The sequence below is a fragment of the Acinetobacter sp. WCHAc060042 genome, assembly GCF_003231195.1.
Lineage (GTDB): Bacteria > Pseudomonadota > Gammaproteobacteria > Pseudomonadales > Moraxellaceae > Acinetobacter.
The window spans coordinates 36,390-62,785 of record NZ_QKVN01000026.1 but is presented as its reverse complement, the minus strand read 5'-3'; the positions used below and the strand labels follow the sequence as shown (position 1 = coordinate 62,785).

General features: G+C 41.0%; 30 protein-coding genes. 10 read left to right on the top strand and 20 right to left on the bottom strand.

Annotated elements, in window-relative coordinates; genetic code table 11:
* Positions 1–93 precede the first annotated feature (93 nt).
* A complete protein-coding gene (locus DPG01_RS12350) occupies positions 94–918 on the bottom strand; it encodes a protein kinase domain-containing protein (RefSeq protein ID WP_110975293.1) in 825 nt (274 codons plus the stop codon).
* Entirely contained in the window at positions 893–2,404 is a 1,512-nt protein-coding gene (locus tag DPG01_RS12345; RefSeq protein WP_110975292.1) for a DUF3336 domain-containing protein, read from the bottom strand. Before DPG01_RS12345 ends, DPG01_RS12350 begins: the two co-directional genes overlap by 26 nt.
* Positions 2,405–2,606: 202 nt before the next feature.
* On the opposite strand from DPG01_RS12345, the gene DPG01_RS12340 reads away from it, so the two are divergent.
* Positions 2,607–3,479, top strand: coding sequence for an ATP-binding protein (locus DPG01_RS12340; RefSeq protein ID WP_110975291.1), 873 nt, complete (start codon positions 2,607–2,609; stop codon positions 3,477–3,479).
* 93 nt (positions 3,480–3,572) lie between these two features.
* Here the strand turns inward: DPG01_RS12340 and DPG01_RS12335 are convergent, their stop codons facing one another.
* Complete coding sequence (locus DPG01_RS12335; RefSeq protein WP_110975290.1) at positions 3,573–4,241, bottom strand: isochorismatase family protein; 669 nt, start codon at positions 4,239–4,241, stop codon at positions 3,573–3,575.
* Between the two features lie 588 nt (positions 4,242–4,829).
* Positions 4,830–5,846 (bottom strand): tRNA (adenosine(37)-N6)-threonylcarbamoyltransferase complex transferase subunit TsaD, encoded by a 1,017-nt coding sequence (gene tsaD, locus DPG01_RS12330; RefSeq protein ID WP_110975289.1) that lies wholly within the window; start codon positions 5,844–5,846, stop codon positions 4,830–4,832.
* Positions 5,847–5,992: 146 nt separating this feature from the next.
* Between tsaD and rpsU the strand changes: the two genes are divergently transcribed.
* The gene (rpsU, locus tag DPG01_RS12325; RefSeq protein WP_001136722.1) at positions 5,993–6,208 is read left to right on the top strand and encodes a 30S ribosomal protein S21; all 216 of its coding nucleotides are present in this window, start codon (positions 5,993–5,995) and stop codon (positions 6,206–6,208) included.
* Positions 6,209–6,241: 33 nt separating this feature from the next.
* Positions 6,242–6,688: a GatB/YqeY domain-containing protein gene (locus tag DPG01_RS12320; protein WP_004982206.1), complete on the top strand. Its 447-nt coding sequence runs from the start codon at positions 6,242–6,244 to the stop codon at positions 6,686–6,688.
* Between the two features lie 168 nt (positions 6,689–6,856).
* Here DPG01_RS12320 and DPG01_RS12315 read toward each other — a convergent pair whose 3' ends face one another.
* The 12 genes from DPG01_RS12315 to DPG01_RS12260 all read right to left on the bottom strand — a co-directional run bounded on the left by DPG01_RS12315 (position 6,857) and on the right by DPG01_RS12260 (position 19,232).
* On the bottom strand, positions 6,857–8,296 hold the full coding sequence (locus tag DPG01_RS12315) for a M48 family metalloprotease (protein WP_086208386.1): 1,440 nt from the start codon (positions 8,294–8,296) through the stop codon (positions 6,857–6,859).
* A gap of 84 nt (positions 8,297–8,380) precedes the next feature.
* Positions 8,381–9,349, bottom strand: a complete 969-nt coding sequence (locus DPG01_RS12310) for a 2-hydroxyacid dehydrogenase (protein ID WP_110975288.1) — start codon at positions 9,347–9,349, stop codon at positions 8,381–8,383.
* Between the two features lie 2 nt (positions 9,350–9,351).
* The gene (locus tag DPG01_RS12305; protein WP_110975287.1) at positions 9,352–10,017 is read right to left on the bottom strand and encodes a hypothetical protein; all 666 of its coding nucleotides are present in this window, start codon (positions 10,015–10,017) and stop codon (positions 9,352–9,354) included.
* A gap of 120 nt (positions 10,018–10,137) precedes the next feature.
* Positions 10,138–12,024: a M48 family metalloprotease gene (locus DPG01_RS12300; protein WP_213033317.1), complete on the bottom strand. Its 1,887-nt coding sequence runs from the start codon at positions 12,022–12,024 to the stop codon at positions 10,138–10,140.
* An 87-nt stretch (positions 12,025–12,111) separates the two neighbouring features.
* Positions 12,112–13,647 (bottom strand): amidophosphoribosyltransferase, encoded by a 1,536-nt coding sequence (purF, locus tag DPG01_RS12295; protein WP_086208390.1) that lies wholly within the window; start codon positions 13,645–13,647, stop codon positions 12,112–12,114.
* A gap of 24 nt (positions 13,648–13,671) precedes the next feature.
* Positions 13,672–14,256 (bottom strand): CvpA family protein, encoded by a 585-nt coding sequence (locus tag DPG01_RS12290; protein WP_110975286.1) that lies wholly within the window; start codon positions 14,254–14,256, stop codon positions 13,672–13,674.
* Positions 14,253–15,263, bottom strand: coding sequence for a quinone-dependent dihydroorotate dehydrogenase (locus DPG01_RS12285; RefSeq protein WP_110975285.1), 1,011 nt, complete (start codon positions 15,261–15,263; stop codon positions 14,253–14,255). The genes DPG01_RS12290 and DPG01_RS12285 overlap by 4 nt, the downstream gene beginning before the upstream one ends.
* Before the next feature lie 90 nt (positions 15,264–15,353).
* A complete protein-coding gene (gene gspM / locus DPG01_RS12280) occupies positions 15,354–15,833 on the bottom strand; it encodes a type II secretion system protein GspM (protein ID WP_110975284.1) in 480 nt (159 codons plus the stop codon).
* On the bottom strand, positions 15,833–16,972 hold the full coding sequence (gene gspL / locus DPG01_RS12275) for a type II secretion system protein GspL (RefSeq protein ID WP_110975283.1): 1,140 nt from the start codon (positions 16,970–16,972) through the stop codon (positions 15,833–15,835). Before gspL ends, gspM begins: the two co-directional genes overlap by 1 nt.
* 29 nt (positions 16,973–17,001) lie before the next feature.
* Positions 17,002–17,457: a phosphohistidine phosphatase SixA gene (sixA, locus tag DPG01_RS12270; RefSeq protein WP_110975282.1), complete on the bottom strand. Its 456-nt coding sequence runs from the start codon at positions 17,455–17,457 to the stop codon at positions 17,002–17,004.
* Positions 17,458–17,559: 102 nt separating this feature from the next.
* Positions 17,560–18,633 carry an NAD(P)H-dependent glycerol-3-phosphate dehydrogenase gene (locus DPG01_RS12265; RefSeq protein ID WP_086208396.1) on the bottom strand — a complete coding sequence of 358 codons (1,074 nt, stop codon included), beginning with the start codon at positions 18,631–18,633 and terminating at the stop codon, positions 17,560–17,562.
* 23 nt (positions 18,634–18,656) lie between these two features.
* Positions 18,657–19,232: a nitroreductase family protein gene (locus tag DPG01_RS12260; RefSeq protein ID WP_086208397.1), complete on the bottom strand. Its 576-nt coding sequence runs from the start codon at positions 19,230–19,232 to the stop codon at positions 18,657–18,659.
* Positions 19,233–19,468: 236 nt separating this feature from the next.
* Here DPG01_RS12260 and DPG01_RS12255 point away from each other — a divergent pair, with 236 nt between their 5' ends.
* On the top strand, positions 19,469–19,849 hold the full coding sequence (locus tag DPG01_RS12255; RefSeq protein ID WP_110975281.1) for a hypothetical protein: 381 nt from the start codon (positions 19,469–19,471) through the stop codon (positions 19,847–19,849).
* Between the two features lie 59 nt (positions 19,850–19,908).
* Here the strand turns inward: DPG01_RS12255 and rhlB are convergent, their stop codons facing one another.
* Positions 19,909–21,060 (bottom strand): ATP-dependent RNA helicase RhlB, encoded by a 1,152-nt coding sequence (gene rhlB, locus DPG01_RS12250; protein ID WP_110975280.1) that lies wholly within the window; start codon positions 21,058–21,060, stop codon positions 19,909–19,911.
* Positions 21,061–21,158: 98 nt separating this feature from the next.
* Complete coding sequence (locus tag DPG01_RS12245; protein WP_004648643.1) at positions 21,159–21,371, bottom strand: cold-shock protein; 213 nt, start codon at positions 21,369–21,371, stop codon at positions 21,159–21,161.
* 391 nt (positions 21,372–21,762) lie between these two features.
* On the opposite strand from DPG01_RS12245, the gene DPG01_RS12240 reads away from it, so the two are divergent.
* The 6 genes from DPG01_RS12240 (at position 21,763) to DPG01_RS12215 (ending at position 25,432) form a co-directional block, all read left to right on the top strand.
* Positions 21,763–21,996 (top strand): sulfurtransferase TusA family protein, encoded by a 234-nt coding sequence (locus tag DPG01_RS12240; protein ID WP_086208400.1) that lies wholly within the window; start codon positions 21,763–21,765, stop codon positions 21,994–21,996.
* Positions 21,997–22,137: 141 nt separating this feature from the next.
* The gene (gene rpoH / locus DPG01_RS12235) at positions 22,138–23,007 is read left to right on the top strand and encodes an RNA polymerase sigma factor RpoH (protein ID WP_086208401.1); all 870 of its coding nucleotides are present in this window, start codon (positions 22,138–22,140) and stop codon (positions 23,005–23,007) included.
* Positions 23,008–23,137: 130 nt separating this feature from the next.
* Positions 23,138–23,503: a DUF423 domain-containing protein gene (locus tag DPG01_RS12230; protein ID WP_004982244.1), complete on the top strand. Its 366-nt coding sequence runs from the start codon at positions 23,138–23,140 to the stop codon at positions 23,501–23,503.
* Positions 23,504–23,522: 19 nt separating this feature from the next.
* Positions 23,523–23,720 carry a sulfur carrier protein ThiS gene (gene thiS / locus DPG01_RS12225; protein WP_078388931.1) on the top strand — a complete coding sequence of 66 codons (198 nt, stop codon included), beginning with the start codon at positions 23,523–23,525 and terminating at the stop codon, positions 23,718–23,720.
* A gap of 12 nt (positions 23,721–23,732) precedes the next feature.
* Positions 23,733–24,518 (top strand): thiazole synthase, encoded by a 786-nt coding sequence (locus tag DPG01_RS12220; RefSeq protein ID WP_110975279.1) that lies wholly within the window; start codon positions 23,733–23,735, stop codon positions 24,516–24,518.
* A gap of 188 nt (positions 24,519–24,706) precedes the next feature.
* Positions 24,707–25,432, top strand: a complete 726-nt coding sequence (locus tag DPG01_RS12215) for a hypothetical protein (protein ID WP_110975295.1) — start codon at positions 24,707–24,709, stop codon at positions 25,430–25,432.
* A 40-nt stretch (positions 25,433–25,472) separates the two neighbouring features.
* Here the strand turns inward: DPG01_RS12215 and DPG01_RS12210 are convergent, their stop codons facing one another.
* Positions 25,473–25,784 (bottom strand): putative quinol monooxygenase, encoded by a 312-nt coding sequence (locus DPG01_RS12210; protein WP_110975278.1) that lies wholly within the window; start codon positions 25,782–25,784, stop codon positions 25,473–25,475.
* Between the two features lie 15 nt (positions 25,785–25,799).
* On the bottom strand, positions 25,800–26,381 hold the full coding sequence (locus DPG01_RS12205) for an NAD(P)H-dependent oxidoreductase (RefSeq protein WP_110975277.1): 582 nt from the start codon (positions 26,379–26,381) through the stop codon (positions 25,800–25,802).
* Positions 26,382–26,396: the final 15 nt, after the last annotated feature.

Sequence of the window (26,396 nt, the reverse complement as noted above, 5' to 3'; positions counted from 1 at the left end):
CTATAGGGATCATTTTCGCATGACAAGCGATTTTTAAGAAATACCCACTCATTTGATTAAATAAGAAACAAAAACCTTATACTTGGCTTTTTCTCATTCAATTTCAGTCATTAAGCATCGTTTTGCGTCCATGATATTCTGAAGTCTTTGACTTTTTTGCTTGGTCAAAAGCCCCGTTAAAAGTGCATTAAAACATTGAAAACCTTGTGGAATATCTATGTCTAATGACTGACAATGTAAATAGGCCCAATCTTGATAACTTTGCGCCTGTAAACGGCTTTGGCTCAGCCACTCAAGTAAAATAATGCCCAGTGCGTAAAGATCAGTTTGTACTGTCTTTGCTTCACCATGAAATAACTCTGGTGCCATATAGCGTGGCGTTGCATTTATAGTTTGTTGATGTCCAGTTCCACCAATTGTTTGACTTTGCTCAAAATCAATCAATTTACATGTCGAACCTGCCAATAAAAAATGTGCAGGTTTTAAGTCAGCATGAATCCAGTCCATCTGATGTAATTCTTCTACAGCATTCAACATTTTGAAGATAATATGAATGACATGATCACAACTTAACTGACGCGGATCTCTTACAAGTAAAGGCGGCAGGTCTTTTAAAATAAGCGCAGCACTCACCTGCTCTGAATGAAACTCAAAATTTTCAAGAATTTGTACTTCAGGCAAAAACGTTGGTTGTGGCGAGATCGCAAGCGCATGCTGATAAAAGCTGAACTCCGCATTAAAACCATCAATAAGTACGGAATAACTGGATGCCAATTGAAACTTTAACCAATATCTCTGCCCTGCAACTTCAAAGCGATAAAGTCGTCTCCCCCAACTCAAACGCTGAGTCGGAGTATGAAGCGACAACTCGAGCGTGTTCAATTCTTGACGATCAAACTGCCAAGAATTCGGATTCATTCATTTCTGCCGTATTCAACTCAGTTAAGACTTCCAAACAATGCTGAATTGTTTTACCGACACGGGCATGTGTCTCAATCATTGAAATTTTAGGCCAAGTTGCACGCTCGCCTTCACGTTGTAGGAGCTTAAACAGATGTGGGCGTGGATTTTGTAACATATAGCTATAATGGCGTAGACCATATTTTCCCACAATATTTACATCGCCATAATAACGCTGATCAACCACACCATAGCCATGGTCCAGTAAACGACGGATCGGCGGGATATTACCTACACGTTCGCGGGCAAAGTCCATGACACCTTTACTAATTACTTTACCCTGCCGACGTACAATACGCTCAGGCCAGCTCAGCATGTCTTTACGGAAACGTGCTTCATCCGACTGCATAAAGGGCACGACATGTGGATTGACTTGGCTGGCAATTGTGTAATTTAAATTGTATAAACGCGCCATCTTTTCCTGAGGGAAATCACTACGCACACTACCATCCACCCAGCGCGTAGAAGACATATAGGGCGTATATAAACCATCATGTCGCTTACTGGTCAGTTTGACGGGTGGGAACAAAATTGGCACAGCACAGGACGCTAAGACAGCACTCCACACCAATAAATCCGGTGAAGTAAAAGTATTCATGATGCGTGCATTTTGTGAGGCATCATAAGGTGCAACCGCGACATTGTTGTATAGGCCTGACTGCTTAAAAGCCTCTTCAAAAGTCACATCACCTAAGTTCGCGATCAAAAAGCTTTTTAAATGCTTTACATCAGCCAAACCACCATTGCCTTTTAGAACTTCGCGAAAACCCCGAAATTGAAAAGCATCGGTAAAGAAGTTTTCACCATTTAAAATACCGAGCATTTCAACAGGCGTTGCCCGTCCTAGCATCGCTGTCATGATGGCTCCAGCACTCGAACCAGACAGTACTTTTGGCATCAGATCTTGTTCAAGCAAAGCCTTACATACACCTGTATGAAATAACCCCAAGGTTGCACCACCTGAAAACATCAGTGCAGGTTGTCCAAAGGCTTTTTGGCAATGTTGAAAAAATTCAATTTTTTGTTGTTTATCTAGACATTGGCAATCCGTAGATGCCACAAATGCTAAACCTAGGCTGACTTCATCAATATAGTCTTCAATAATTTTTTTGGTGCCCACATAAGTTGCTGTGAACAGCATAGGATGAGCAATATTGGCAATATCATAGCTTAAACCTTCACGCAGAAGGTACATTAGATCAGTCGTTCGTTTTTGTTGGCGATAGCGTTTCAACAATCCTAAGCGATGGGTAATCACTTCTGCATCAAAATAAGGTGAACAGTTATCATACTTCCACTCTTGCGCCCCTGATTCCTCATCAATCTTCAGCGCAATATTTTTCCACTCAGTATAATTTTCCGCCTGTGCTAACTGCTGCTTTAGTTTTTTAATGCGATAGGCTTGGTGCGGGTTGATTTCCCGTGTGAAATCTTTAAACAACATATTTGTCCTCACCCACTTTTTTTATTTTCCTAAAACATCATTAACATTGCCAGAGTTAGTCTAACGACTATGTGTAAATTATGGGAGTATTACAATTGCCATTTCAAGCCTAAAATTGGCAAATTAGTGCCATTTTAAGGGTTTGATGTGCCTAAATCGGGTGTTAATATCAACTCCAAGTGTAATTATAAACTGATTGATCATGGCAACTCTTGACCTACCCAACAATATCTTAGAAACACTATCGACTGTACTCCAACAGCTACAGCAAAGCCTTCCCGAAGTTAAACAAGCACCTGATTTCTCGGCGATTGCATTTAAATGGCAAAATGGTGAATTAAAAGCCATTCATCAACTCAAGCGTATCGAATTAAATGACTTAAAAGGGATTGAGCGTCAAAAAGAGAAAGTTTTACAAAATACTGAACAATTTCTCAATGGTTTACCTGCCAATGACGTCCTGCTCACAGGCTCTCGTGGTACAGGAAAATCCTCTATTGTGCGGGCTCTATTAACGGAATATGCAGAGCAAGGGTTAAGACTGATTGAAATTGAACGTGATGATTTATCTGAACTACCTGAGATTCAAAAGCTCATCGCAGAACGTCCTGAAAAATTTATTGTATATTGCGATGACTTAGCTTTTAACGCAGAAGATGAAAACTATCGCAGTTTAAAAAGTGTGCTGGATGGATCTTTGCAGTCTGGTTCTAGTAATTTTATTATTTATGCCACCAGTAACCGTCGTCATTTATTGCCCGAGTTTATGCATGAAAATACACCTGTAACTCGTGTCGATGTACCACAATATAACGAACTACACCCACAAGAAGCGATTGAAGAAAAAATTTCACTCTCTGATCGTTTTGGATTGTGGCTGTCTTTTTATCCAATGGATCAAAACTTGTATTTAGAAATCGTACAGCATTACTTATCAAAAGCTCAGATCAGCATGGATGACATGGTACGTGCTGAGGCATTGCGTTGGTGTCAGGCGCGTGGTCAGCGCTCTGGACGTGCAGCGTATCAGTTCTCTAAACATTGGATTGGTTCACAGCAACTCAAACAAATTTAATATTTTTGTTTAAATCAACAACACCCCAAAAATCTATATAACATTTGGGGTGCTGTAATCTAGTTACTAGAAAAAACCAAGTTTAATTTCAGTTTATTGATACTTGTCTAAGTTCGTTTCAGGTCCATCTTTCACAACTGCTTGCGCTTTTGCATAACTTTCCATTAAACACTTATATTCTGGGCAGATATGTTCAGAAATAATTTCAGCAAAACGAGAACCTTCTGGACGGTTCCAAGTGCGCATTAACTCAGCCACAATGGCGAAAGTATCAGTTGGAATCGCACCAGCTTGTGTAACACGAGCAATTGATGTATCCGTCGCCATCTTATTCCAATTACCAGAAGCATCTACAACACAATACACATTATAGCCTTCCTTACGTGCACTTACGGCTGGGAATGTCATACATACACTGGTCAGGGTTCCCGCAATAATCAAAGTTTTTCTACCTGTTTTCTTAATTTCATCAACAAAGCGTGGATTATCCCATGTATTAATTTGTCCAGTACGAGGAACATAAACTGCATGGGGTGCAAAATGGTGGATTTCAGGGATTAAAGGCCCATTTGGGCCGTCTGGCACAGAGGCAGTAGTAATCACTGGGATATTTAACAATGTTGCTGCTTTTACAATTGCAATGACATAATTTCGTAAATCAGGTACAGGCAAATCCCGTACTGTATTAAAAAGTCCACTTTGATGATCTATCAATAAAATAACTGAATCATCTGGATCTAACATTCCATTAGTTGCTGTCATGATAAACAACCTCTAATATTTTCTTCTAATTGTGTACCCCCATTGTTGCAATGGAAGTTCCTAAGACAGATGGACATATCATTAAAAGTTATAAAAATGATGCCCTATTTATTTAAAATAACTATATCTGTCTTTTATATAAACTAATCAATAAAACTCCCTTCAGAAAGAACATTCATGTTCTCTCTTGTAATTTTTACAGTCAATTTGGATAAACCCCGACCAATTTAATCAAACAGTAAATTCAAATTAAATTGTTGTAAGTTATTTATTTAATATCAAGCAAGACCTTTGAAAAATAGATTTACAAATCACTTTAGAAACCACGTGACTTCAATATTCTTCCTTAAAATCAATAATCATGTGCTCTATACGCAAATATCATTAGCACGAGTCAAATCCAAGCGCATAAGTCAAGGCAAGATACATATTCCAAACAAGACCAACCCTTTTATTTCAGCCAAGCCCAACATGAGCCAAAGTTCACACAACCTATTTATATACCTCATTCGGTTAGATCCACTTTATTGAAACAAATAAAAAAGCCCAATAAAACAAATTGGGCTTTTAAGTGTTTCAATGAAATCTTTAAACTTCACTTGGGTTGGTGAGTTCCGTCATCGGCCAACGCGGCGTAGTGGTTACTGCAAGTCCATCTTGCTGCCCTGCTTTTAAGCGCTGATAGCCCGCGAAAGCAATCATGGCCCCATTATCTGTACACAGTGCAGGCTCCGCATAATAGACTTGAGCGCGAACCTTGGTTAAATCTGCCTCCAAACGTTCCCGTAAACGTTTATTGGCACTGACACCACCAGCAATCACTAAACGCTTTAAACCTGTTTGTTTCAGTGCTTTGACTGATTTTTTCACTAAAGTATCCACGATGGCTTCTTGGAAACTCGCCGCAATATCTGCATCTCGGTTTTCGTCACCTAATTTTTTCATTTGCACAGATACGGCTGTTTTTAAACCACTAAATGAAAACTCTAACCCCTGATGCAACATTGGACGCGGGAAAGCAAAAGCATTCGGGTCGCCTTGCTCAGCCAGTTTTGAAATATTCGGGCCACCTGGATAAGGTAAACCCATCATTTTCGCCACTTTATCAAAAGCTTCACCAGCGGCATCATCAATAGATTCGCCTAAAAGCTCGTATTGACCAATACCATAAGCGGCCATGAGCTGAGAATGCCCACCTGAAACCAAAAGTGCCACAAAAGGAAATTCAGGTGGTGTCGCTGATAAAAGCGGAGCCAACATATGTCCTTCCATATGGTGTACGCCAATTGCAGGTTTATTTAAGGCAAAAGCCAAAGTCCGACCAAATAATGCACCTGTCATGAGTGCGCCCATCAGCCCTGGACCACGTGTATAGGCTACAGCATCTATTTCAGATTTATGCACCCCACTTTCCTCAAGTAACTGATTTATGAGGGGAATAAGTTTACGTACATGATCGCGTGAAGCCAACTCAGGCACCACACCACCATACTCTGCATGCAGTTTAATTTGGCTGTACAGCACTTGCCCACGCAAACCCAACTCGCTGTCATAAAGGGCAAGTCCTGTTTCATCACAAGATGTTTCTAAGCCTAAAACGATCATTAAACTGCCTATAACCTGTATCAAATCTATTGCGTGAACCATTATAGACTTGTGGTATGAGATGTAAATGAGTAAAATACTGACCTTCACTTGTGATCATGGGCAATATCGCCCTGATCTTATCCATAACTTAATGAGGATTCTTCATGCCACAAGTTAAATTGAAAGAAGGCGAACCAGTAGACGTAGCTATCCGTCGTTTCAAGCGTTCATGCGAAAAAGCGGGTGTTTTGGCTGACGTTCGTAAGCGCGAATTCTACGAGAAACCAACTCAAGAACGTAAGCGCAAAAAAGCTGCTGCTGTTAAACGCTACCAAAAGAAATTGGCGCGTGAATCAGTACGTACTACTCGCCTTTACTAAGATTAATTTGTGATTGACTGTCTGGACTAAATAATGACTACTTTAAAAAGCCAAATAACTGAAGTTTTGAAAGCCACTATGCGTGCTAAAGAAATGGATAAGTTAACGGTAATTCGTGGTCTACAGGCAGCAATTAAGCAAATCGAAGTCGATGAGCGCAAAGAACTTGACGACGCTCAAGTTCTTGCGGTCATTGAAAAACAAATTAAACAACGTAAAGAATCGATCAAAGCCTTTGAAGGTGCTGGTCGAGAAGATTTAGCTAGTAAGGAACAAGCCGAACTTGAGGTTTTATCTCAATTTCTACCAGAAGCTATGACTGAGGAAGAACTTGATTCCATGATTGCGCAAACGATTGCAGCGCAAGAAGCTACTAGCATGAAAGATATGGGTAAGGTGATGAATTCTCTGCGTCCGCTCATAGCCGGGCGCGCCGATCCTTCTCAAGTTTCAGCTAAAATTAAAGCAAAACTGGCTTAATTTAAAAATCTTTAAATCCATTACGTTGAACTGACCCTTAAAAAGGCAGTTCAAAGTTTACTTGTCATAAAAATAATTCTCTCAAATCTTCTCTCTTTTTTATTTTCAAACCATTATCAATCTCTAATCTACCCCGTTCAACACACTACTTTTGCAGCTCAGTTTGGATTAAGCTCTAAATTGTCGATCTTTCTGCATTTGCGTTAAACGCATTTTAATTGTTGCAGACATCGACTCATTATCTTTCGCTAAACGCTGCGCATGCAATAGTGACTTAATTCCCTCTTCCTCAAAGCCCGACCAAAATTGTACCTCAGCCCGGTACCGCAAAACATTAACAGTATGCATTGGAGATTGCTTATCTAAGCTCGCTGCTTGTTGCATCAGGCGCCATGCACTTACATCTCTAGGATTGGTATTTAGGAACCGATTTAACACAGGTTGTGCCAGTTCAGGTCGTTTTTGCTGAATATACACTTCCGCTAACTTATAATTTAAAGCACGATTTTCAGGCATGATACTCGCAGGTGATTGGATCACTGCTAAAGCCTCATTCACCCGATTTTGCCCAAGTAAAATATCGGTCTGAATCAAGGTTTGCAAATTATGTAATCTTTGATGCGACTTTGCTTGATCTAATACTTGTTGAGCAAGCTTATAATCACCCTGTTTCACATAAAAACTAGCCAAAGCTAGCTCTGCTGCATAATTGTTCTGGTTTACTAACGTCTGTAATTGCTGCTCTGTGGCTTGATTGGAAGCGACCAAGGTGTATAACTTTAGGATTTCAAAGTCTTCATCACGCCAAGAAGACTTCACTTTAGGCAGCTGATTTGCTCTGAGCCTCGCTTCACTCATTCGTTCCGTTGTCAGTGGATGTGTGAGCCAAAAGTCAGGCAAAAAGCTCACTCGACTAGTCGCACGATGCATCACTTCAAAAAAGTCAGCCATACTCTGCGGGTTATAACCCGCACCATACATATATTGCATACCTATACGGTCAGCTTCACGCTCTTGGTTACGACTATAGGACAACTGCTTGTCCATCATCGCAGCCTGTGTACCCACCATCACAGCAGAACCCACATCCCCATCTGCTTTTGAAGCAACCAAAGCACCCACCAAAATACCAGCCAAAGCAAGTAAGCCCTGCCCCTTAAATGCTTCCTGTGAACGACTATAGTGGCGCTGTGTGACGTGCGCAATCTCATGTGCCATAACACCCGCCACTTCGTCCATATTATTGGCATTGGTGATCAAGCCTGCATTTAATGCAAACAAACCACCTGGGACTGCAAAAGCATTAATTTGTGGATCATCTATCACAACCAGACCGATCGGCTGTCCAAGTTGAGTTTGACTCAAAATATTGGAAAAAGCCTTCAACAATTGATCTTCCAACCAAGTGTTTTGCATAACTGGAAGCTGACGGTGCACTTCACGATAGACTTTCTCTCCAATATAACGCTCGTTATATTGGTCAATAAAACCTATACCTGAACCAATTTCAGGTACATTGAATTGGGGCGCAGTTGTTGAGAATTGATTTTCTGCAAAACCAACAGTCGAAATTAGACTTAAACTGTATGCACACAGAAAACGTTTCAACCCTCACCCCAACTTTGTTTAAAGGAATAAAATCACTATAACATTGATAATTGAATGAAAATGCAATGAAGTGTTATCAATTTTTTATTTAAATTCAGGGTTCACCAGATATTGTGGCTGATCTCCATCCAAAGCTTTTACTAAGTTTTGATACGCTAATTCTGCCATCTTTTTACGAGTTACTTCTGTTGCAGAGCCAATATGTGGCAAAGTGACGACATTCGGCAATTGAAACAGACCAGAATCTTGCAAAGGCTCTTTATCATAGACATCCAGACCTGCTGCAAAAATTTGCTTTTGTTCTAATGCTTGAATCAATGCTTGCTCATCCACCACCGCACCGCGAGAAACATTGACAAAAACCGCATGCGGTTTCATTTTCTCAAAGGCTTTAGCATCAATCAAATGCTTGGTATGTGCATTCAAATCAACGGCTACCACCACAAAGTCAGACTGCACCAGCAGCTCATCCAACCCACAGAAACGCGCATTTAAGGCTTGTGCTAATTCTAATTTTTCATGACGACCATGATATAAAATATTCATGTTAAAACCATGAAAACCTCGACGTGCTATCGCAGCACCAATATTCCCCAAGCCAATAATTCCCAAGTTTTGTCCAAAAATTTCTTGACCAAACTGTGCTTGACCTACGGTTCTTAGCCATTGTCCAGTTTTGGTCCATTGATCTAAATAGGGCACTTGACGCGCTGCACTCATCAATAGAGTAAAAGCCAAATCTGCTGTCGCATTGGTTAACACATGTGGCGTATGGCTCAGCCAAACTTTTGCTTGATTAAGATAGCTCAAGTCATAGTTATCATAACCAACACTGACACTAGATATAATTTTGAGCTGTTTCGCAGTTTCTAGGTTATTTTGATTGAGTACGCGCCCTGCGCCAATCATGCCATCCGCATCCGCAACTTGCTCACGGATTTGCATATTAACATCACCCTCTTTCGGGTTGATGACCACCACGTGATAACGCTGCTTTAGGCGCTCCAATACTTCTGTATCAATTTGACTAAAAACAACGACTTTTTGCTTCATATCTATTCCGTACCGGGTTGTTTTACTCGCATCATTTGCCACAGCTCTTTTTTCAACAAAGACTGATCCAGCATTTCTTGCAAACTTGCTACTTGTGTGAATTTTACACCATTAGCATTTGGTATGGCACCCAGTGCAATGACTGTCTTACCCTGACTTAAGCCATCAAAGAAACCTTGGATATAACTTTGCACGCCACGCCCATCTTGTAAATTAAGCAAAGGGAATGGCCAATTCAACGCATACTTTTGCGCAGGTAAAGCTTGTACGATATTTTGCCAAAGTTGTTGCTGCTCGGCACTCAATGAAGAAGCATCTATGACCAAAGCACAATGCGCCAAGGTAATCGCCTGCAACTGAAAAGCATCAACATGCATTGTCTCTCGGACAATCTCTTCTTTGAGCGCTGTAACAACTTCTTGTTGGATCGGCTGTGTTACAATTTCAGCAGATGGCGTTGGATGCGGATTCTTTTTTTGAATCAGCGGACGTTCAATGGTTATTTCTGCATTGGGTTGAACCTGAGGCACAATAATTTCAGAAATACGTTCCGCACTGTTTTGATCTCTCCAAATCGAAGGTGCAACATTTTGTTGAGACGGCAGTGATCGCGGAACCCATAAATCAATTCCTAAACCTGCCAAAACCTCACGCTGATGCCCGATCATCTTTTCACTTCACCTACCGATCAATGCTTATTCTAACGACAAATGCCCAGAGATGCTTTGCTTTTCACACGGTATTGCATACTCAATAGGCAAATACTGCCCCCATAAGTCTCCAATCTACTAAACAATCATCAAGCGGTTTTTCTTCTGCATTTGCTCAACGATCTCTTCACTATCAAAACCAAGACGCCAATAGAGCAACTCCAAAACATCTTGCTCATCTTGAGTAATGATGCGGTCATTCCACAAACAAATTTCAGCCACCCCCAAAATGCTTAAACGATCTCGGAGTAGAAGCCCAGCCATATCATTTAAAATTTCTGCCAAATCAATCGGCTCATCTGAAATTTCTGCATATTGCTCCAACTCTTGAAGGGTCAGAACCCGACGTAAAATTTTCTCACGTACTTCCAACTGTGTTTCACTATTGATTTGCTGTACATGCAACAGCGCATCAATCAAGCGCACAATCTGCGGTTTAACTTCATCCAGTGCGGCTGGCGTATGCACAGGCAATAGATTCAATTCAAATTTAACCCGTTCTAGCAACAAAGCATCCAAAAGACCGATTTCCCCATCCTCTTGAATAATTCTCGCCAGTTTCAGTAAAAACTGACGTGCAATCGTGGCAGGCATCCCCCCAATATTTAGACAGGCCTCATGGAAAATAGAAATGTGCACACGTCCATCAAGATTTAATAGTGAGTCAACAATGGCACGACTGACTTCCGCTTCAGCAGGGATAAATTCACGAAACTGGCGAATCATGAGAATCGCGACCATTAATTCTCGCGAACCTGTTGCAGTCTGTAACGCACGCTGAATCAACTCTGGACGTTCAATATGTGCACGTACTTCAGGGTTCAATGGTTTAATCGCATCTTTAATCGCAAAACTAATAGGGGATAGTCGTAGCAAAGGTAAAGGTTGTGGAGACGTCCACGGTGCTTGAAAGTCAGTATATTGCTCCTCTAAGGACCGAAACAAACCAAACAAAGGACGATTACGTAATTTCTCTAAATTTTCGAGTTGTATATCTTGTACCAAATTCGGATTCATTTCATAAATACGCTCTTCAATACTTGGATGAATATTCATCCAGCTCTGAGCGCTTAAAGAGTTAGCAAAACACATATGTGCAATCGACTCGGAATATTCACTATGAATTTGCGAGCCTGCATGATGCACATAAATCCGCATTAGTGTTTGAATATTGGCATCGTTTTGCATCAGGCGGCGCGTTTTCATGTCATTTTTTAGAGTTCGCCCGCCCAAGGTCAAAAACTTGATACAACGTGTGACCAATACACCTAAACTGCCCACCAACCAAATTACACCACCTGTTGCAACAAATGTCGTCTCAAAACCTTGTGACTTTTTATGATGAGTTGAAAAGCCTAATTTAGCAATTTTACTGCCCCACTGACTAAAGGTGGTTAAGGCACTATATAGAATTTTCAGACGTGTATTTTCTGCTGTTTCACCTGATAGAATTTGGTTAAATTCATGATTTAACAGACCAGTCAGCTCAAGCTCATCGAGGTTTTGTAAGGCACCCCATGTTATAATAATTGCAATATTTTTCGGCTCAAAACCCGCAGTCAATGCATTGACCCCTACTTCATCAGGCAAAACATAGATCGCAGGGGTTTCTATTAAAAAAGTATCTGCTAATTTTTCAGTAATTTTCAGCGCAATACTTTCTTCAGGCGTGCTTTCAATCAAACTTAAACGTCGTGCACGCAGTTGCTTTGCTAAACTATGTCCCCCTGAGCGAAACACATACAATTCATAAACAACTGAATAGCCCATTATGAGGAGCAATACACCAATTAAGTAAACACTCAAGCTGTGCCAAAAAATGCTTTGGCTCGGGTCAAAGTAAAAAACGAGAAGACCAACCACCGTATTTAAAATAAACAATGACAAGAGCACTGCAAGCATACAAATACTCGCAGACCACAACATATTTTTATTCTTTATGATTGAATAACTTACACCTTTCAATGTAAATCCCTTTTCTTACATTGCCTAATCAAATCCATCATAAATGAAAAAAGCGGGAAACTCCCGCTTTTCTCCACGCTAAATCGCTTAGACTTCTTTTACACCCGTCAAATCAACAGAAGCTGCATCAATATTGACGTCAATATAACTGTCTTTTTTCTTCGATGTTTCGCGACGTTTCGCTTGTAATTCATTTAAATATGCTTCATCAATACCGCCTGCAACATATTTACCATCAAATACAGAGCAATCAAACTCTTTCAAATCAGGCACTTTACTGGTACGCACAGCCGCTTTTAAGTCTTCCAAATCTTGGAAAATCAAACGATCAGCACCAATAATTTCACGAATTTCTTCCACACTGCGATCTGATGCAATGAGCTCATCTTTCGCAGGCATATCAATACCGTAGACGTTTGGGTATTTCACCATTGGTGCAGCAGAAGCAAAGAAAACTTTTTTCGCACCCGCATCACGTGCCATTTGGATAATTTCGTTACACGTAGTACCACGTACAATTGAGTCATCTACCAACAGTACATTTTTACCTTGGAACTCTAGTTCAACAGGGTTGAGCTTTTGACGCACTGATTTTTTACGTAGTTGCTGACCTGGCATAATGAAGGTACGGCCAATATAACGGTTCTTCATAAAGCCTTCGCGGAACTTCACGCCTAACATATTTGCAAGTTCAAGCGCTGAAGTACGTGAAGTATCAGGAATTGGAATCACCACATCAATGTCATGCTCTTCACTCCACTCCGTCAGGATTTTCTGAGCAAGTTTTTCGCCCATTTTTAAACGTGCTTTGTAGACTGAAATACCATCAATGATTGCATCTGGACGAGCAAAGTACACGTATTCAAAAATACATGGACGATATTCAGGCGCTTCAGCACATTGCTTTGTAAACATCTGACCTTTCGAGTCGATAAAGATCGCTTCACCTGGGGCAATATCACGCTCAACCTTAAAGCCAAGCGCCGTAATAGCAACTGATTCAGATGCAATGATGTATTCCATCCCAGCATCAGTTTCCCGCGAGCCATAAATGAGTGGACGAATACCATTTGGATCACGAAAACCCACTAAACCGTGGCCTGTAAGCATCGCAACTACAGCATAACCACCTTTACAACGCTGATGTACTTTGCTAACTACGTGGAAAATATCGTCTGCCGTAGGCATCAATTTACCGCGTTTTTGTAGCTCGTGTGCAAACACGTTTAACAGCACTTCCGAGTCTGAATCTGTATTCATATGACGTAAGTCTGTTTTGAACAGATCATCATGAATTTCTTCAGCATTGGTTAAGTTACCATTATGCGCTAACGTGATCCCATAAGGTGAGTTCACATAGAAAGGCTGCGCTTCAGCGCTGCTCGATGAACCCGCCGTAGGATAACGTACATGGCCAATACCGTAATTACCTTGTAATGCACGCATATGGCGAGTATGGAACACATCGCGAACCATGCCATTGTCTTTACGTAAAAATAAACGACCTTCGTGGCAGGTTACTATCCCAGCTGCATCTTGCCCACGATGTTGTAACATCGTTAATGCATCAAACAACATTTGGTTAACAGCTGATTTACCAGCTATACCAACTACTCCACACATAGCAACCTCGCAGACAAGCTAGGATTAATAAAAAGGATTATTTGTTGACTCACCCTGCCCCTCAGCATTTTTCGAGGAAATTTTAGGTGAAGAATCTGAAGATACATGTGCATCTTCAGACTTGATATGTGACATAGCCTCATTGGCCGCTTCTTTTGAAAGCTGCATCGCAAAAGGCGCGTAAGGCAAAAGTGTTTGTACAAACTTGGATTGTTTCCAATGTGGAGACGTTTCTACCCAAGATCCCACACCTTGCATCGTAATCAGAACAATTAACAACCCTTTTAAAGAACCAAACGCACCACCGGCTAAACGATTCAAAGGTCCGAGTTTTAAGCTCTTTAAGATGTTGTTGAGTAATGCCGTGACGAACCACGTCAAAACCACAATAACCAATACAATAAATGCAAAAGCTGCAATTTTTTGAACCACTGGATCTTCACTGAGTGAGACCATCGAAGGTGCTAGGACAGTTGCAAATTTCGCACCTAAAATCAGTGCTAGAATCCATCCTATCAAGTTCGCAAAGGCTTTGACAAATCCTTGACGCAAACCGTTAAGCCCTCCAATGAGCAATATAATCAATATGAAGATATCAATGGCATTCATGTTGTTTTCAGTGCGGCGACGCAGTCTTGAATTAAAGCTGGCCCTGTATAGATGAGGCCACTATAAACTTGTACAAGGCTTGCACCTGCATTTTGTTTTGCAACAGCCTGCTCACCCGATAAAATTCCACCCACACCAATCAACGGAATTTGACCCTTCAAAGCATCAGCAAACGCTTTTAAACACGCTGTACTTTTTTCAAATACAGGTGCACCAGACAAACCACCTGCTTCATCACCAAACGGTAAGTTTTCCACACCCTCGCGTGATAAAGTCGTATTGGTCACGATCAGGCCATCAATTTTAAACTGAAGCAATTGTTTCGCAATAAACTGAATATCTTCCGCTTCCAAATCTGGAGCAACTTTAAGCACCAAAGGCACATAATGTTGTTGCTCTTCTGCGAGTTCCAGTTGACGTTTTTTCAACGTTTCTAACAATTCTGTCAGCGCATCGCCACTTTGTAGACTACGTAGGTTTTTAGTGTTTGGAGAGGAAATATTGACAGTAATATAAGAGGCATAGTTATAGACTTTTTCTAAACAAATCAAATAGTCATCTACTGCTTTTTCAACTGGAGTATCGGCATTTTTACCAATATTAATGCCCAGAACACCTTTAAATTTTGCTGCTTTGACATTTTCAATCAGTTGGTCCACGCCATCATTGTTAAAACCCATACGGTTAATAATAGCTTTGGCTTGCGGAACACGAAACAAACGTGGCAAAGGATTCCCTGCCTGAGGACGTGGGGTAATGGTACCAATCTCAATAAAACCAAAACCCAAACCTGCCAGTGCGTCAATATAAGCACCATTTTTATCTAGACCAGCAGCCAAACCCACAGGATTAGGGAACTCGATGCCCATACATGTCACCGGTTTAGCCGCTATATTTTGACGCATTAAGCCTAGCTTATGCGTTGATTTCAATAGCGATAGTGTTAGCTCATGTGCACGCTCTGGTGCTAAGGTAAACAACAAAGGGCGGGCAAGAGAATACAACATATCTGTAAAAGTCTACTGCTTTTTAAGTCGCCATATTATAGGCATAGCCTAGCTAAAACACCATGCTTCGTCTGGCTTTATTTTTAGCGATTATTTCACGCTCGCCGATAATTTAATCTGCCCTGCGTCTGAGACCAACTCCATTTTTTCAATACTCAAACCATTTTGCGTCAGTTGGGTCAAAAAGTTGGCCAACACCACATAGTTTGCATGGCTTACGACCAACTGAATTTGTTCAGCATTTTGCTGTGAAGTAACCGATAAGCCTTGCTGCTGGGCGATACGCTGTATTTGCTCCATCGGGGTCAATTGACCATCAGAACTTGACTTCATGGTGACTGCATTGCTCTGCATCCATGTCATGGTTTCCTTGAGCTGATTCACGCGTTTTTGCTGTTTCTCTGCCGCAGCATGGGTATACCAAAGTGCAGCCCCTATCGAGCTCACCAAGACGAAAACGACCAAGAAGATAGCCAATATACGGTCGCGCGGTGTAAGACGGTCAAAATAAACACCGATTACCTCTAAACGCTGATCGAAAACTGTTTGTAAATTTTGCATGGCTTTCATTATTGTATTTTCACCATTCCAATGGCCCCACCCGTAGTCGGCTGGATATTGCCTAATTCAACCTGAAAACCTTGTTGGTTCAGTTGCTGAGTAAGTGCTTGCAAAGCGTCTGCCGAATTTGCCTTCAATTGCATATTCAAAGTATTCGCTTCATATACCACCTGATTGGCCACAATTTGCTGTTGCATCAATACAGGACCAACTCGACTAAGCAAAGATAAAGCTTGTGCATCAGCTTGTTTATTTATTTTTAGCTGGTATTCAAACTGACTTCGTAACGTTTGCTCGGTCACAGGATAATTCGCACCAAACCAATACTTAAATTGATCGACAGCTTGAACCGCAACTTGGTCTGCTATTTTTTTGTTTTGATACCAACGAGTTGTATCATAAGCGAGTTGCGTCACAATCAATGCAACCAAGACCACAGCACAGACTTTCCAGTAACCTCCTGAACTGCTCTGCTCTTTAACTTTAGGTAACACATTCCACGGATGTTGCTTTGCTCTTGGCAAGGCAACCCACTCATAGTGAAAAGACTCTAGCTGCTCCTGTGTCACACGGGCACTTAGACTGTGCATGTGTGAAGCAGTAAAATTACAAATTTTATATTTTTGCTCAGGCGCTTGATAATCTAAGAACACCGAAAGATCATCAATCGAGCCACCCAACCATGTATTAGAACGAAATAACAAGCGTTCTTCAATACAGCCCAGTATAACCTGTTCTGCTGTCGGTTCTGGCAGAATCAAAAAGTCTGGTAATAGACTCACCAATTTCACAGGAATTAAGCTAAGTGCATGTTGCAATGTTTCTAAGCGATGATTTGCAATACCTAATACCGTTAACTGCTCAGGCGCTTGAAAGTGGTGTAGAACCTTCATCTGGTCAATTGAGCTCAGCACATATTCTTCGAGCAAATATCTCACCCCTTCAGCACCCAATTGTTTGTATTGAGCCTTAGGTATGTTTTGCTGAATCATTTGCACATCTCGACTTGGAAAGAAAACGGTTGCTTCCTCACCATGATGAGCTTGTATATCTTGGATCAATTGCTCAAGTGTATAAGCAGTTTGCCATCTTTCCCCTGTAGACCAGTGCCATGTTCCATCGGCTTCGGGCATCCAAATTTGCAACATGTATTATATTCTGCCGTTTGAATTATTTTTTATATACTAGGTATAAATGCTTTTGTTTGTGTCGACAAGCCCTCTGCAATGACTGCTTGCTCATAAATACGAACTTCTGCCAAAGCATAAGGGTTAAATGATTCTGTTACCAAAATAGATGCTATATGTGCCACCACATTCATATGACATACCACAACAATAGACTCATAGGGTAAATGTGACAACCACTCAACCGCAACCTTAGCATCGTCATCGGGTTTAATAGTATTACACACCACGACAGGCACATCAGCAAAATGCTGTTTAATGTGCGCCAAGGTTTCCTGTGCTCGTAACAAAGGGCTCACGACAAATACATCTGGTTGAATACGTGACTTTAAAAAGTCACCAGTCTGTTCAGCTTGTGCATGCCCTCTTTCTGTCAATGGTCGCTTGCTATCATTCCCCATCATCGGTGGTGCAGCTTCACCATGACGAACTAAAGTCAGTTGCATAAAAAATCCTTATTCAAATCCTGATTATTTTAATTAATTTTTATGACAATACTGTCACTTTGGACATTCAAAAGTCCATTTTATCAGCCTTTTTCTATCATTTTAAACTTCATGATGTGGTAAAACGAATTCCACATCACTTCGATGTCCATTTTTCATCAATGAAAGCGCAATTGTCATTGGCGGTGCATTTTCAAATATCACACTGTATAACGCGCTAGTAATCGGCATATACACATCCAACTCTTCGGAGCGCGCTTTCACTTGCACAATGGTATTGATCCCTTCTGCCGTTTGTCCGAGTTCAGTGGTTGCCTGTTCCAAACTCTTGCCCTGCCCCAATGCAAACCCTACTTGATAATTGCGACTGAGTGGACTGCTGCAGGTTGCAAATAAATCCCCCACACCAGACAAGCCCAAGAAAGTGAGTGGGTTCGCCCCTAACTTGACAGCAAAACGGCTCATTTCAGCTAAAGCACGTGTCAAAATCATACTCTTGGTATTTTCACCGACTTTATAGGCTGCCGCCATACCCATTGCAACCGCATAAATATTTTTAAGCGCACCGCCCAGTTCGACCCCATGCACATCATCACTAGCAAAAACACGAAATAATGCACTATGTAATGCTTGTTGCACTGCATATCGCACTAGCTCGGACTCGCTTGCAATCACTGTTCCGGCTGGTTGCCCCGCGACAATTTCCTTGGCCAAATTTGGACCAGACAATACCCCATAAGGCACTTCAGGTAACTCAGAACGAATAATATCACTCATAAAACTAAAGGTATTGGCTTCGATACCTTTGGTCAAAGACACCACCGCTTGCGAAGTAATAAACGGTTTGATTTGTTTGAGGACATCACGAAAAGAATGACTTGGAATCGCCACTAAAATAATGTCGCGATCACGAACCGCCTCTTCTATATTTGAAACTGCACGCAAACCATCTTCCAATTTAAAATCAGGCAAATAGCGTTTATTCACATGCGTCGCATTGATATCCGCCGCAACGGCTTCATCACGAATCCAAATCATAGTATCGCAACCATTACGAACAGCCGTATTTGCCATAGCAGTACCAAAACTACCACCGCCCAAAACCGTAATACGTAGTGCTGTTTTTTGATTCACTGCTACAGGTTCAACCAAATCTGAAAACTTTAACTCTGACATTATTTTTATATCCTAAAATGGAACTATTGATTCCAATAACTTACGTAATCTTGGGTTTGAATCTCAGCACGTGGAGGAATCGCTTTAAATGCTGTACCAATGTATAAAATACCTGAAATCAAATCATCTGCGGTGAGGCCTAAAGCCTTTTTTAAATATTCCGATTCCACCACTGCTCCACTACGCCACATACTTGAAAAGCCTTGCGCCTGTAATGACAAAATAAAGTTTTGAATCGCAGCACCACTACTTAAAGTCTGCTCAAAATAAGGGACTTTCGGGTGTTGTTGAAACTTGGTTAAAGCCAATACCAATAAAGGCGCACGAAAAGGATGATTTTTGACCCGATCCAACTGTGCCACTTCCGTTTCACCTAAATCTGCCAAGGCTTGTGACAAAAGCTCACCAAATGCCTCACGCTGATCTTCAGCGATTACAATAAAACGAGTCGGTTTTAAACGATGGTGGTCAGGTGCAGTCAAGGCAGCTTGAAAGGCCCGTTCTAATTGTTCCGCATTCGGTGCAGGTTCGACTAAATGTCCAAGCGATTGACGTTGATGCATATTTTGATGAACGATATCTACTTCGAGTTCCGTCATTGGGTGCTTAATCTTTCAAATTAAAAAATACGTTTTAGATTAGCATACTCTGAAAAGTTTGCTCTAGCGCTTCGTTATGAAATACCCATTTTCAGCAAAACTTATTTTTAAAATCCAAAAATCTTATAGAAATGTATCGAAAAGACCATATTTTTCGTACATTTCTTTCACCTTAGACTCTAAAAGCTATGTTCAAATACAACCATTCATTTATTAAACACAACTGGGCTACGAAAATGAAAAAAAATATCGTTATGGCTGGAACAGCTGCTGTGATACTTCTTCTGAGTGCTTGTGCATCAACGCCAAGTAACTCTCTCGCTATACAAAAAGCAGATAATCAATACGAAGTTACAGGTATTGGTAAAACTGCATTGATTGCAAAAAACAACGCGATTGAAGCAGCAGCGAAAACTTGCGGTTCTAAAGCAACGGCGATTGTGAGTGATGAAAAAACTGAATATCAAGGTGCTTTAAAAGGCGTAGTGAGTGACGAAACTGGAAAAATGATTCAAGCAGCCGCATCTGTACTAGGCTCTATTTCGGGTACAAATTCAGGCATTAACCAAGACAGTGACTATCAAACAGTCCTGACTTTTTCTTGTAAAGCAAAATAAAGATGCCATAAAAAAACCGCTCATCTGAGCGGTTTTTTTACACCAATCACTTCAAACGATTAGCAATAGCCGTCTAAACGTGTCAAGGGAAGTTTTTGCCCAATGGCTTTTTCAATTTCTGGGAGATAGAACGCATCATCTTCAGATAAGAAACTGATACTCACACCACGCGTACCTGCGCGACCTGTACGACCAATACGGTGTACATAGTCATCCGACTGTTCAGGTAAAGTGAAATTCACCACATGCGATACACCATCTACATGGATACCACGACCCGCAACATCAGTTGCAATCATAATATTATGTTGACCATTTTTAAATTGATCTAACATTTTCAAACGTTTGTCTTGTGCAATTTCACCAGACAACATCACTACTTTATAGCCATCACGCTTTAAGTTGTCATACAGCTTACGCACTTGATCACGACGATTGGCGAAAATCATAACTTTTTCAATTGGCTCATCGCGTAGAATGTCTTGTAGCAATTTATATTTATCAGATTTTGCGACCATGTACACACGTTGCTCAACATCGGCATTGGTTTTCTTTTCTGGCTCAATTTCAACAGTTACAGGTTCAAACAACCATTGCTGTGCAAGGTTTAAAACATCGTAACTAAACGTTGCAGAGAACATCAAAGTCTGACGTTGTTCCTTGCGCGGTGAGAAACGGACAATACGTTTGACTGAAGGAATAAAGCCCATATCCAATAAGCGATCGGCTTCATCAATAACCAAAAACTCAATTTGGTCGAGCCAGACTTCTTTTTGCTCAACAAAGTCAATCAGACGACCAGGAGTTGCAACCATAATATCGACTGGTTTTTTATCAAGTTGTGCTTTTTGTTTATCAAAATCAACACCACCCAACAAAGTCACGACATTTAAATCGGAGAATTTCGTGAGTTCTTTGGCATCACTTTCAATTTGTAGTGCAAGCTCTCGCGTAGGTGCCAAAATTAAAGCACGTGGTTCACCACGATAACGTTGGCCTTGAATCGGGTTATTTAGCAAATCGTTAATTACGCTCACTAAAAATGCAGCCGTCTTCCCTGTTCCTGTTTGTGCACGACCAATTGCATCATGTCCTGCCAAAGTGAATTTTAAAACCTTTTGCTGAATAGGCGTCATATCCTTAAAACCTAAAGCATCAATGGCTTGTTTCAGTTGAGGATGTAAATTTAAGGTTTCAAAACCTGATGACATATATGTGCGCTCTGACGGAAAATCACGAAAATCGAATCGTATTATAAACAAAAAACGCCCCAATTTACATTGGGGCGTTTTTAAGTACTATCAGACGATTAGTCTAAAGGTTGTACTTCTTCAGCTTGGAAGCCTTTTTGACCTTTTACAACGCTGAATTCAACGCGTTGGCCGTCACGAAGTGAACGGTGGCCGTCGCCTTGGATAGCACGGAAGTGAACGAATACATCGTCACCGCCATTGCGTTGGATAAAGCCGAAGCCTTTAGTGTCGTTGAACCATTTAACTACGCCTTGTTCACGAGCTGTCATAAGTTAATCCTCATTGTATTTAAAAGAAGGACCACCCGGTGTTGCAAACAGCAGACCAAACAAGGTTTAAAAATATTTATTATTTCTAAGCTTGTAATCATTCTGTATAACTATTAACAAAATCCCGGTTACATCCATTTGTAAAATAGGCGTTAAAACAATTTATAGTTGTATTAAATCCCAGTACGCGACGAGCTTAACATGGGTTAAAAACAATTCATACCCTTTTTTTGATTAATCGTCTTTTTTAATTCAGCATATTTTTTAACTAGTTATTTGTAATTTTTGATATAGCGACTATCGGCCTATAAAATATGAAATAGTTGGGTTTTGGCACTGAATTTGCTAATATTTCTATCCGCCTAAATGTTGTAAAACTTAGCCTAACTATATGAGTAATATTGAACAAAATATCAACATTATTGATGCAATAGGACAACCTTGCCCTATGCCTTTGTTGTTGCTTAAACGCGCACTCAAAAAGAGCACTCATCAACATTTGCTGCTAAAATCGTCTGATCCACACAGTCAAGCCGATGTTACACGGTATTGCGAAATCCATCATTTAACTTGCGTTTTGAAACAAATTAATGCGCATGAATTTCACTACTTCATTGAATCTTAATTCTTTTCAATTACACTAACTGTATTCACATTTTGCATAAAAGTTTACATTTCTATACCCAATTTTCCATTATTCGCTGGAAGTTTGGATTAAGATAAAACTCAATGAGTGGGTAAAAATGAAAATCCCTAAGGAGAACACATGAGTGACAGCAGCAATCAATTGATGCCCCTGTCATTATCAGCACCAGGTGTAAACTTGGGTGCTTATATTAGTACTGTCAACCAAATCCCGATTTTGACAGCGGAACAAGAAAAAGAGCTAGCTGAACGCTACTATTATGACCAAGACCTCGATGCAGCTAAACTTCTAGTCATGTCGCATTTGCGTTTTGTGGTTCATATTGCCCGCAGTTATGCTGGCTATGGCTTACCTCAAGGTGACCTTATTCAAGAAGGTAACTTGGGCTTAATGAAAGCCGTTAAACGTTTCGACCCGAACATGGGCGTACGCTTGGTCTCTTTTGCAGTACACTGGATTAAAGCCGAAATTCACGAATATGTGATCCGTAACTGGCGTATTGTCAAAATTGCGACCACCAAGGCACAGCGTAAACTGTTTTTTAATTTACGTAGTCTGAAAAAATCGTCTAAGAAGTTGACTTTACAAGAAGCTCAATCCATTGCAAATGATCTGAATGTCACACCAGAACAGGTGTTGGAAATGGAAGGTCGTTTGACTGCCTATGATGCGGCATTTGAAGCTCAAGGGGAGGATGACGATGAAGGATCAACTCACGTTGCACCCGCTTTGTATCTTGAAGACAACCGTTATGATCCTGCTCGTTTAGCAGAAGAGGACGACTACGAAGAACAAAGCACCAATGCCCTGCATGATGCCATGGAGCAATTGGATGACCGTTCTCGAAATATTTTACAGCGTCGTTGGTTAGATGATGAAAAATCGACCTTACACGAACTGGCTGCTGAATATAATGTTTCAGCAGAACGTATTCGTCAGTTAGAAAAAAATGCCATGGAAAAAATTAAAGTGGCAATGTCATCGAACTAAGTTGATATAGATATAGAAAAGGGCGAAATGCCCTTTTCTTTTTTGTAAATAAATGAGGCTTTTTGTCTTTTAACCTGTCTTCAAAATATGCTACTTTGTTGCGCACAGTGATATAAGTAAAGCATTGCCTATGTGGATTGCGATTTCAGCGCTAAATTTAGCGTTTGCCGTTATATTAGGTGCCTTTGGCGCACATGGTCTCAAAGCACGTGCTACTGAAGCTCAATTGGCTTGGTGGCAAACGGCAACTGATTATTTTTTTTATCATGCGCTTGGTTTACTGGCGCTTGGCATTTTGGCCAAAGTCATCCCGCAACTTCCCATCAAAACCAGCTTTTTACTGATCCAAGTCGGCATCTTCTTTTTCTGTGGTTCCCTGTATGTCATGGCATTGGGCTTACCGCGTGGCCTAGGTGCAATTACCCCGATTGGTGGCGCATTGATGATTGCAGGTTGGTTGGTTCTGGCATGGAATGCCATGAAATATGCCAAGTAAACAACTAGAGATGAGCACAATGCAGATTTATTTAAACGGCGAACTACAGCATACCGAATGTAAAACCCTGCTTGAGCTGGTGCAAACCTTTGCACTTGAAGGCAAACGTTTTGCTGTTGAGCAAAATGAAAACATTATTAGTAAAAGTAAATTGGAACACACCCCAATTTGTGCAATGGATCGAATTGAAATTATTCATGCCGTCGGTGGCGGTTAATACGGAGTTCACATGCAAGACAGCCCTCTCATCATTGGTTCTAGATCATTTCAATCTCGTCTACTGGTGGGCACAGGTAAATATAAGGACCTGCAAGAAACCGATTTGGCCATTCAAGCCAGTGGCGCAGAAATCGTGACGGTTGCAATTCGTCGCGTCAATATTGGTCAGCATCCCGATCAACCAAACCTATTGTCCGTGGTCCCACCTGAAAAATACACGATTCTCCCGAATACAGCAGGCTGTTTTGATGCCAATAGTGCCGTGCGTACCTGTATGTTAGCGCGTGAGTTATTAGACGGTCATAACTTGGTCAAGCTTGAAGTATTGGGCGATGAAAAAACGCTGTATCCAAACATTACCGAAACATTGAAAGCGGCACGTACCTTGATTGACGATGGTTTTGAAATCATGGTCTATACATCGGATGACCCTATTGTGGCGCAAGAGCTTGAAAGCATGGGCTGTGTTGCCATCATGCCTTTAGGCAGTTTGATTGGTTCGGGTCTAGGGATTTTAAATCCACACACGATTTCTATCATTAAAGAAAATGCCAAAGTGCCTGTGTTGGTGGATGCAGGTGTGGGAACTGCAAGCGATGCAGCCATTGCCATGGAACTTGGCTGTGATGGCATATTGATGAATACCGCGATTGCTGCCGCTCAACATCCAATTTTAATGGCTTCTGCAATGAAAAAAGCCGTTGAAGCGGGTCGAGAAGCGTTCCTCGCAGGTCGTATGCCTCGCAAACGTATGGCGAATGCAAGCTCACCAGAAACAGGTTATTTCTTTAAATAATCTCTTGATCCGTGTTAAGCAATCAAAAAGGATTCTTCGGAGTCCTTTTTTTTTATTTAGTTCAACATAAAGTCAGTATTTTATGCTGACTTAGCTTGTAGGGACATTCCGTCGTACTCTTTGATACACTCAATAATATCCATCTTCAAATATCTATAACCATATAAAAATGAGAGGAAACGATGCCCATGCAAAAATGGATCAGACCAACACTCATAGTCAATACCTTATTTTTCATAACTTTTACCCACAGTACTTGGGCTAAATCAGAGGCAAAACCTACTCTCAAAACGAGCTACCAAGCTTTTGTGCCAAAAAACTGGAAGGTTTTAGAAAAAGTCCAAGGCGATTTAAACCAAGATGGTCAAGCGGACATTGCCCTGATTATTGAAGACACCAATCCTGAACATATCGTTAAAAATGATCGCTTAGGCAGTGATCTCCTCAATATCAATGAACGAAAGCTTTTGGTTTTATTGAAGCAAACCCATGGTTATCAACTTGCGGCGACTAATACTACTTTGCCGACAGAAGGTGACCTAGAGTCCCCTTGCCTCGCAGATCCACTCGGTGAGACTGAAGCGTTAAGCATTCAAAAAGGTGTGCTCAAAATTCATCTGCACTACTGGTTAAGCTGTGGTTCGTGGTATGTGACCAATCACACGTATACCTTCCGATACCAAGACCGCACATTTAAACTGATTGGTTATGATGTCGATGATTTCCACCGTGCATCGGGCGACATCACGGCACAAAGTATTAACTTTATGACAGGCAAAGTAAAAAATACGACAGGTGAAAATGAATTTGCTGAAACTACACAACCTGTCAAAGTTCAATGGTCAACACTCAAACAGCGCTACGCATTGAAACTCGAACAGGTTCAGTTCAATGAACCACTTGAGTTTAAATAGATAGAGCGAAGAAAAGCTTTATCAAACTCATATGCATCGCTTATTGCGCTTCTAAAATACGAATTTGTACATAAGCAACTGCACCTTCGGTTGCTTGAGCATGTTGCTGCATATTAACACTGTGCATATGTGTTTCTAAATGCTGCATGCTTTCCCATTTTTCATACATCATGATTGAAAACGGTACTTTGGTCTGTATTGCACTCTCAACAGTAGGATGATCAATATGCACGTCATAACGATGACAACCAGGCTCTTGTAAGACCTGCTCACGAATGTTGTTGAATGAATCAAGAACCGTTTTAAAATCTTGCTCTGAATGACAAATAATTTCAGCTATTACAGTTAACATCGTTGCCTCTCCGAATTAAGCAAAAACTTGCGTCAAATGATCACGGTACTGTGCCATATAGACTGCAACTTCAGGTGCTTTAATCACATCATTGACAATAAACGTCGGTAAGGTTTGCATTCCTAAGAACTGATTGGCTTTGTGAAAAGGTAAATAAACCCCGTCGACCCCAACCCCATGGAAAAATTGTTCAGTATCGTTAAATGCATCCATCGGTGCATTCCATGTCAACGACAGCATATAGTTTTTATCGTGAATCAGACCGCCTGAACCATATTTTTTTGAAGCATCTGCACGTGAGCGACCATCATTGGCATACAGACTACCGTGCCCTTCGGTAAAGACATCATCAATATACTTTTTCACAGTCCACGGCGCACCCATCCACCAACCTGGCATTTGGTAAATCACGGTGTCTGCCCACAGGAATTTCTCCACTTCAGCTTTTGCATCATATTCGCTATCGGCACGGGTCACTTGAACCTGATGCCCTAAACCTGACAAGACCTCTTGTGCAAGTTCAGTCAAGGTATCGTTTAACTGGCCATTCGAGTGTGCAAAGGTTTTTGCACCGTTAATTAATAAAATATTTTTCATTGGAAGAGCCCAAAA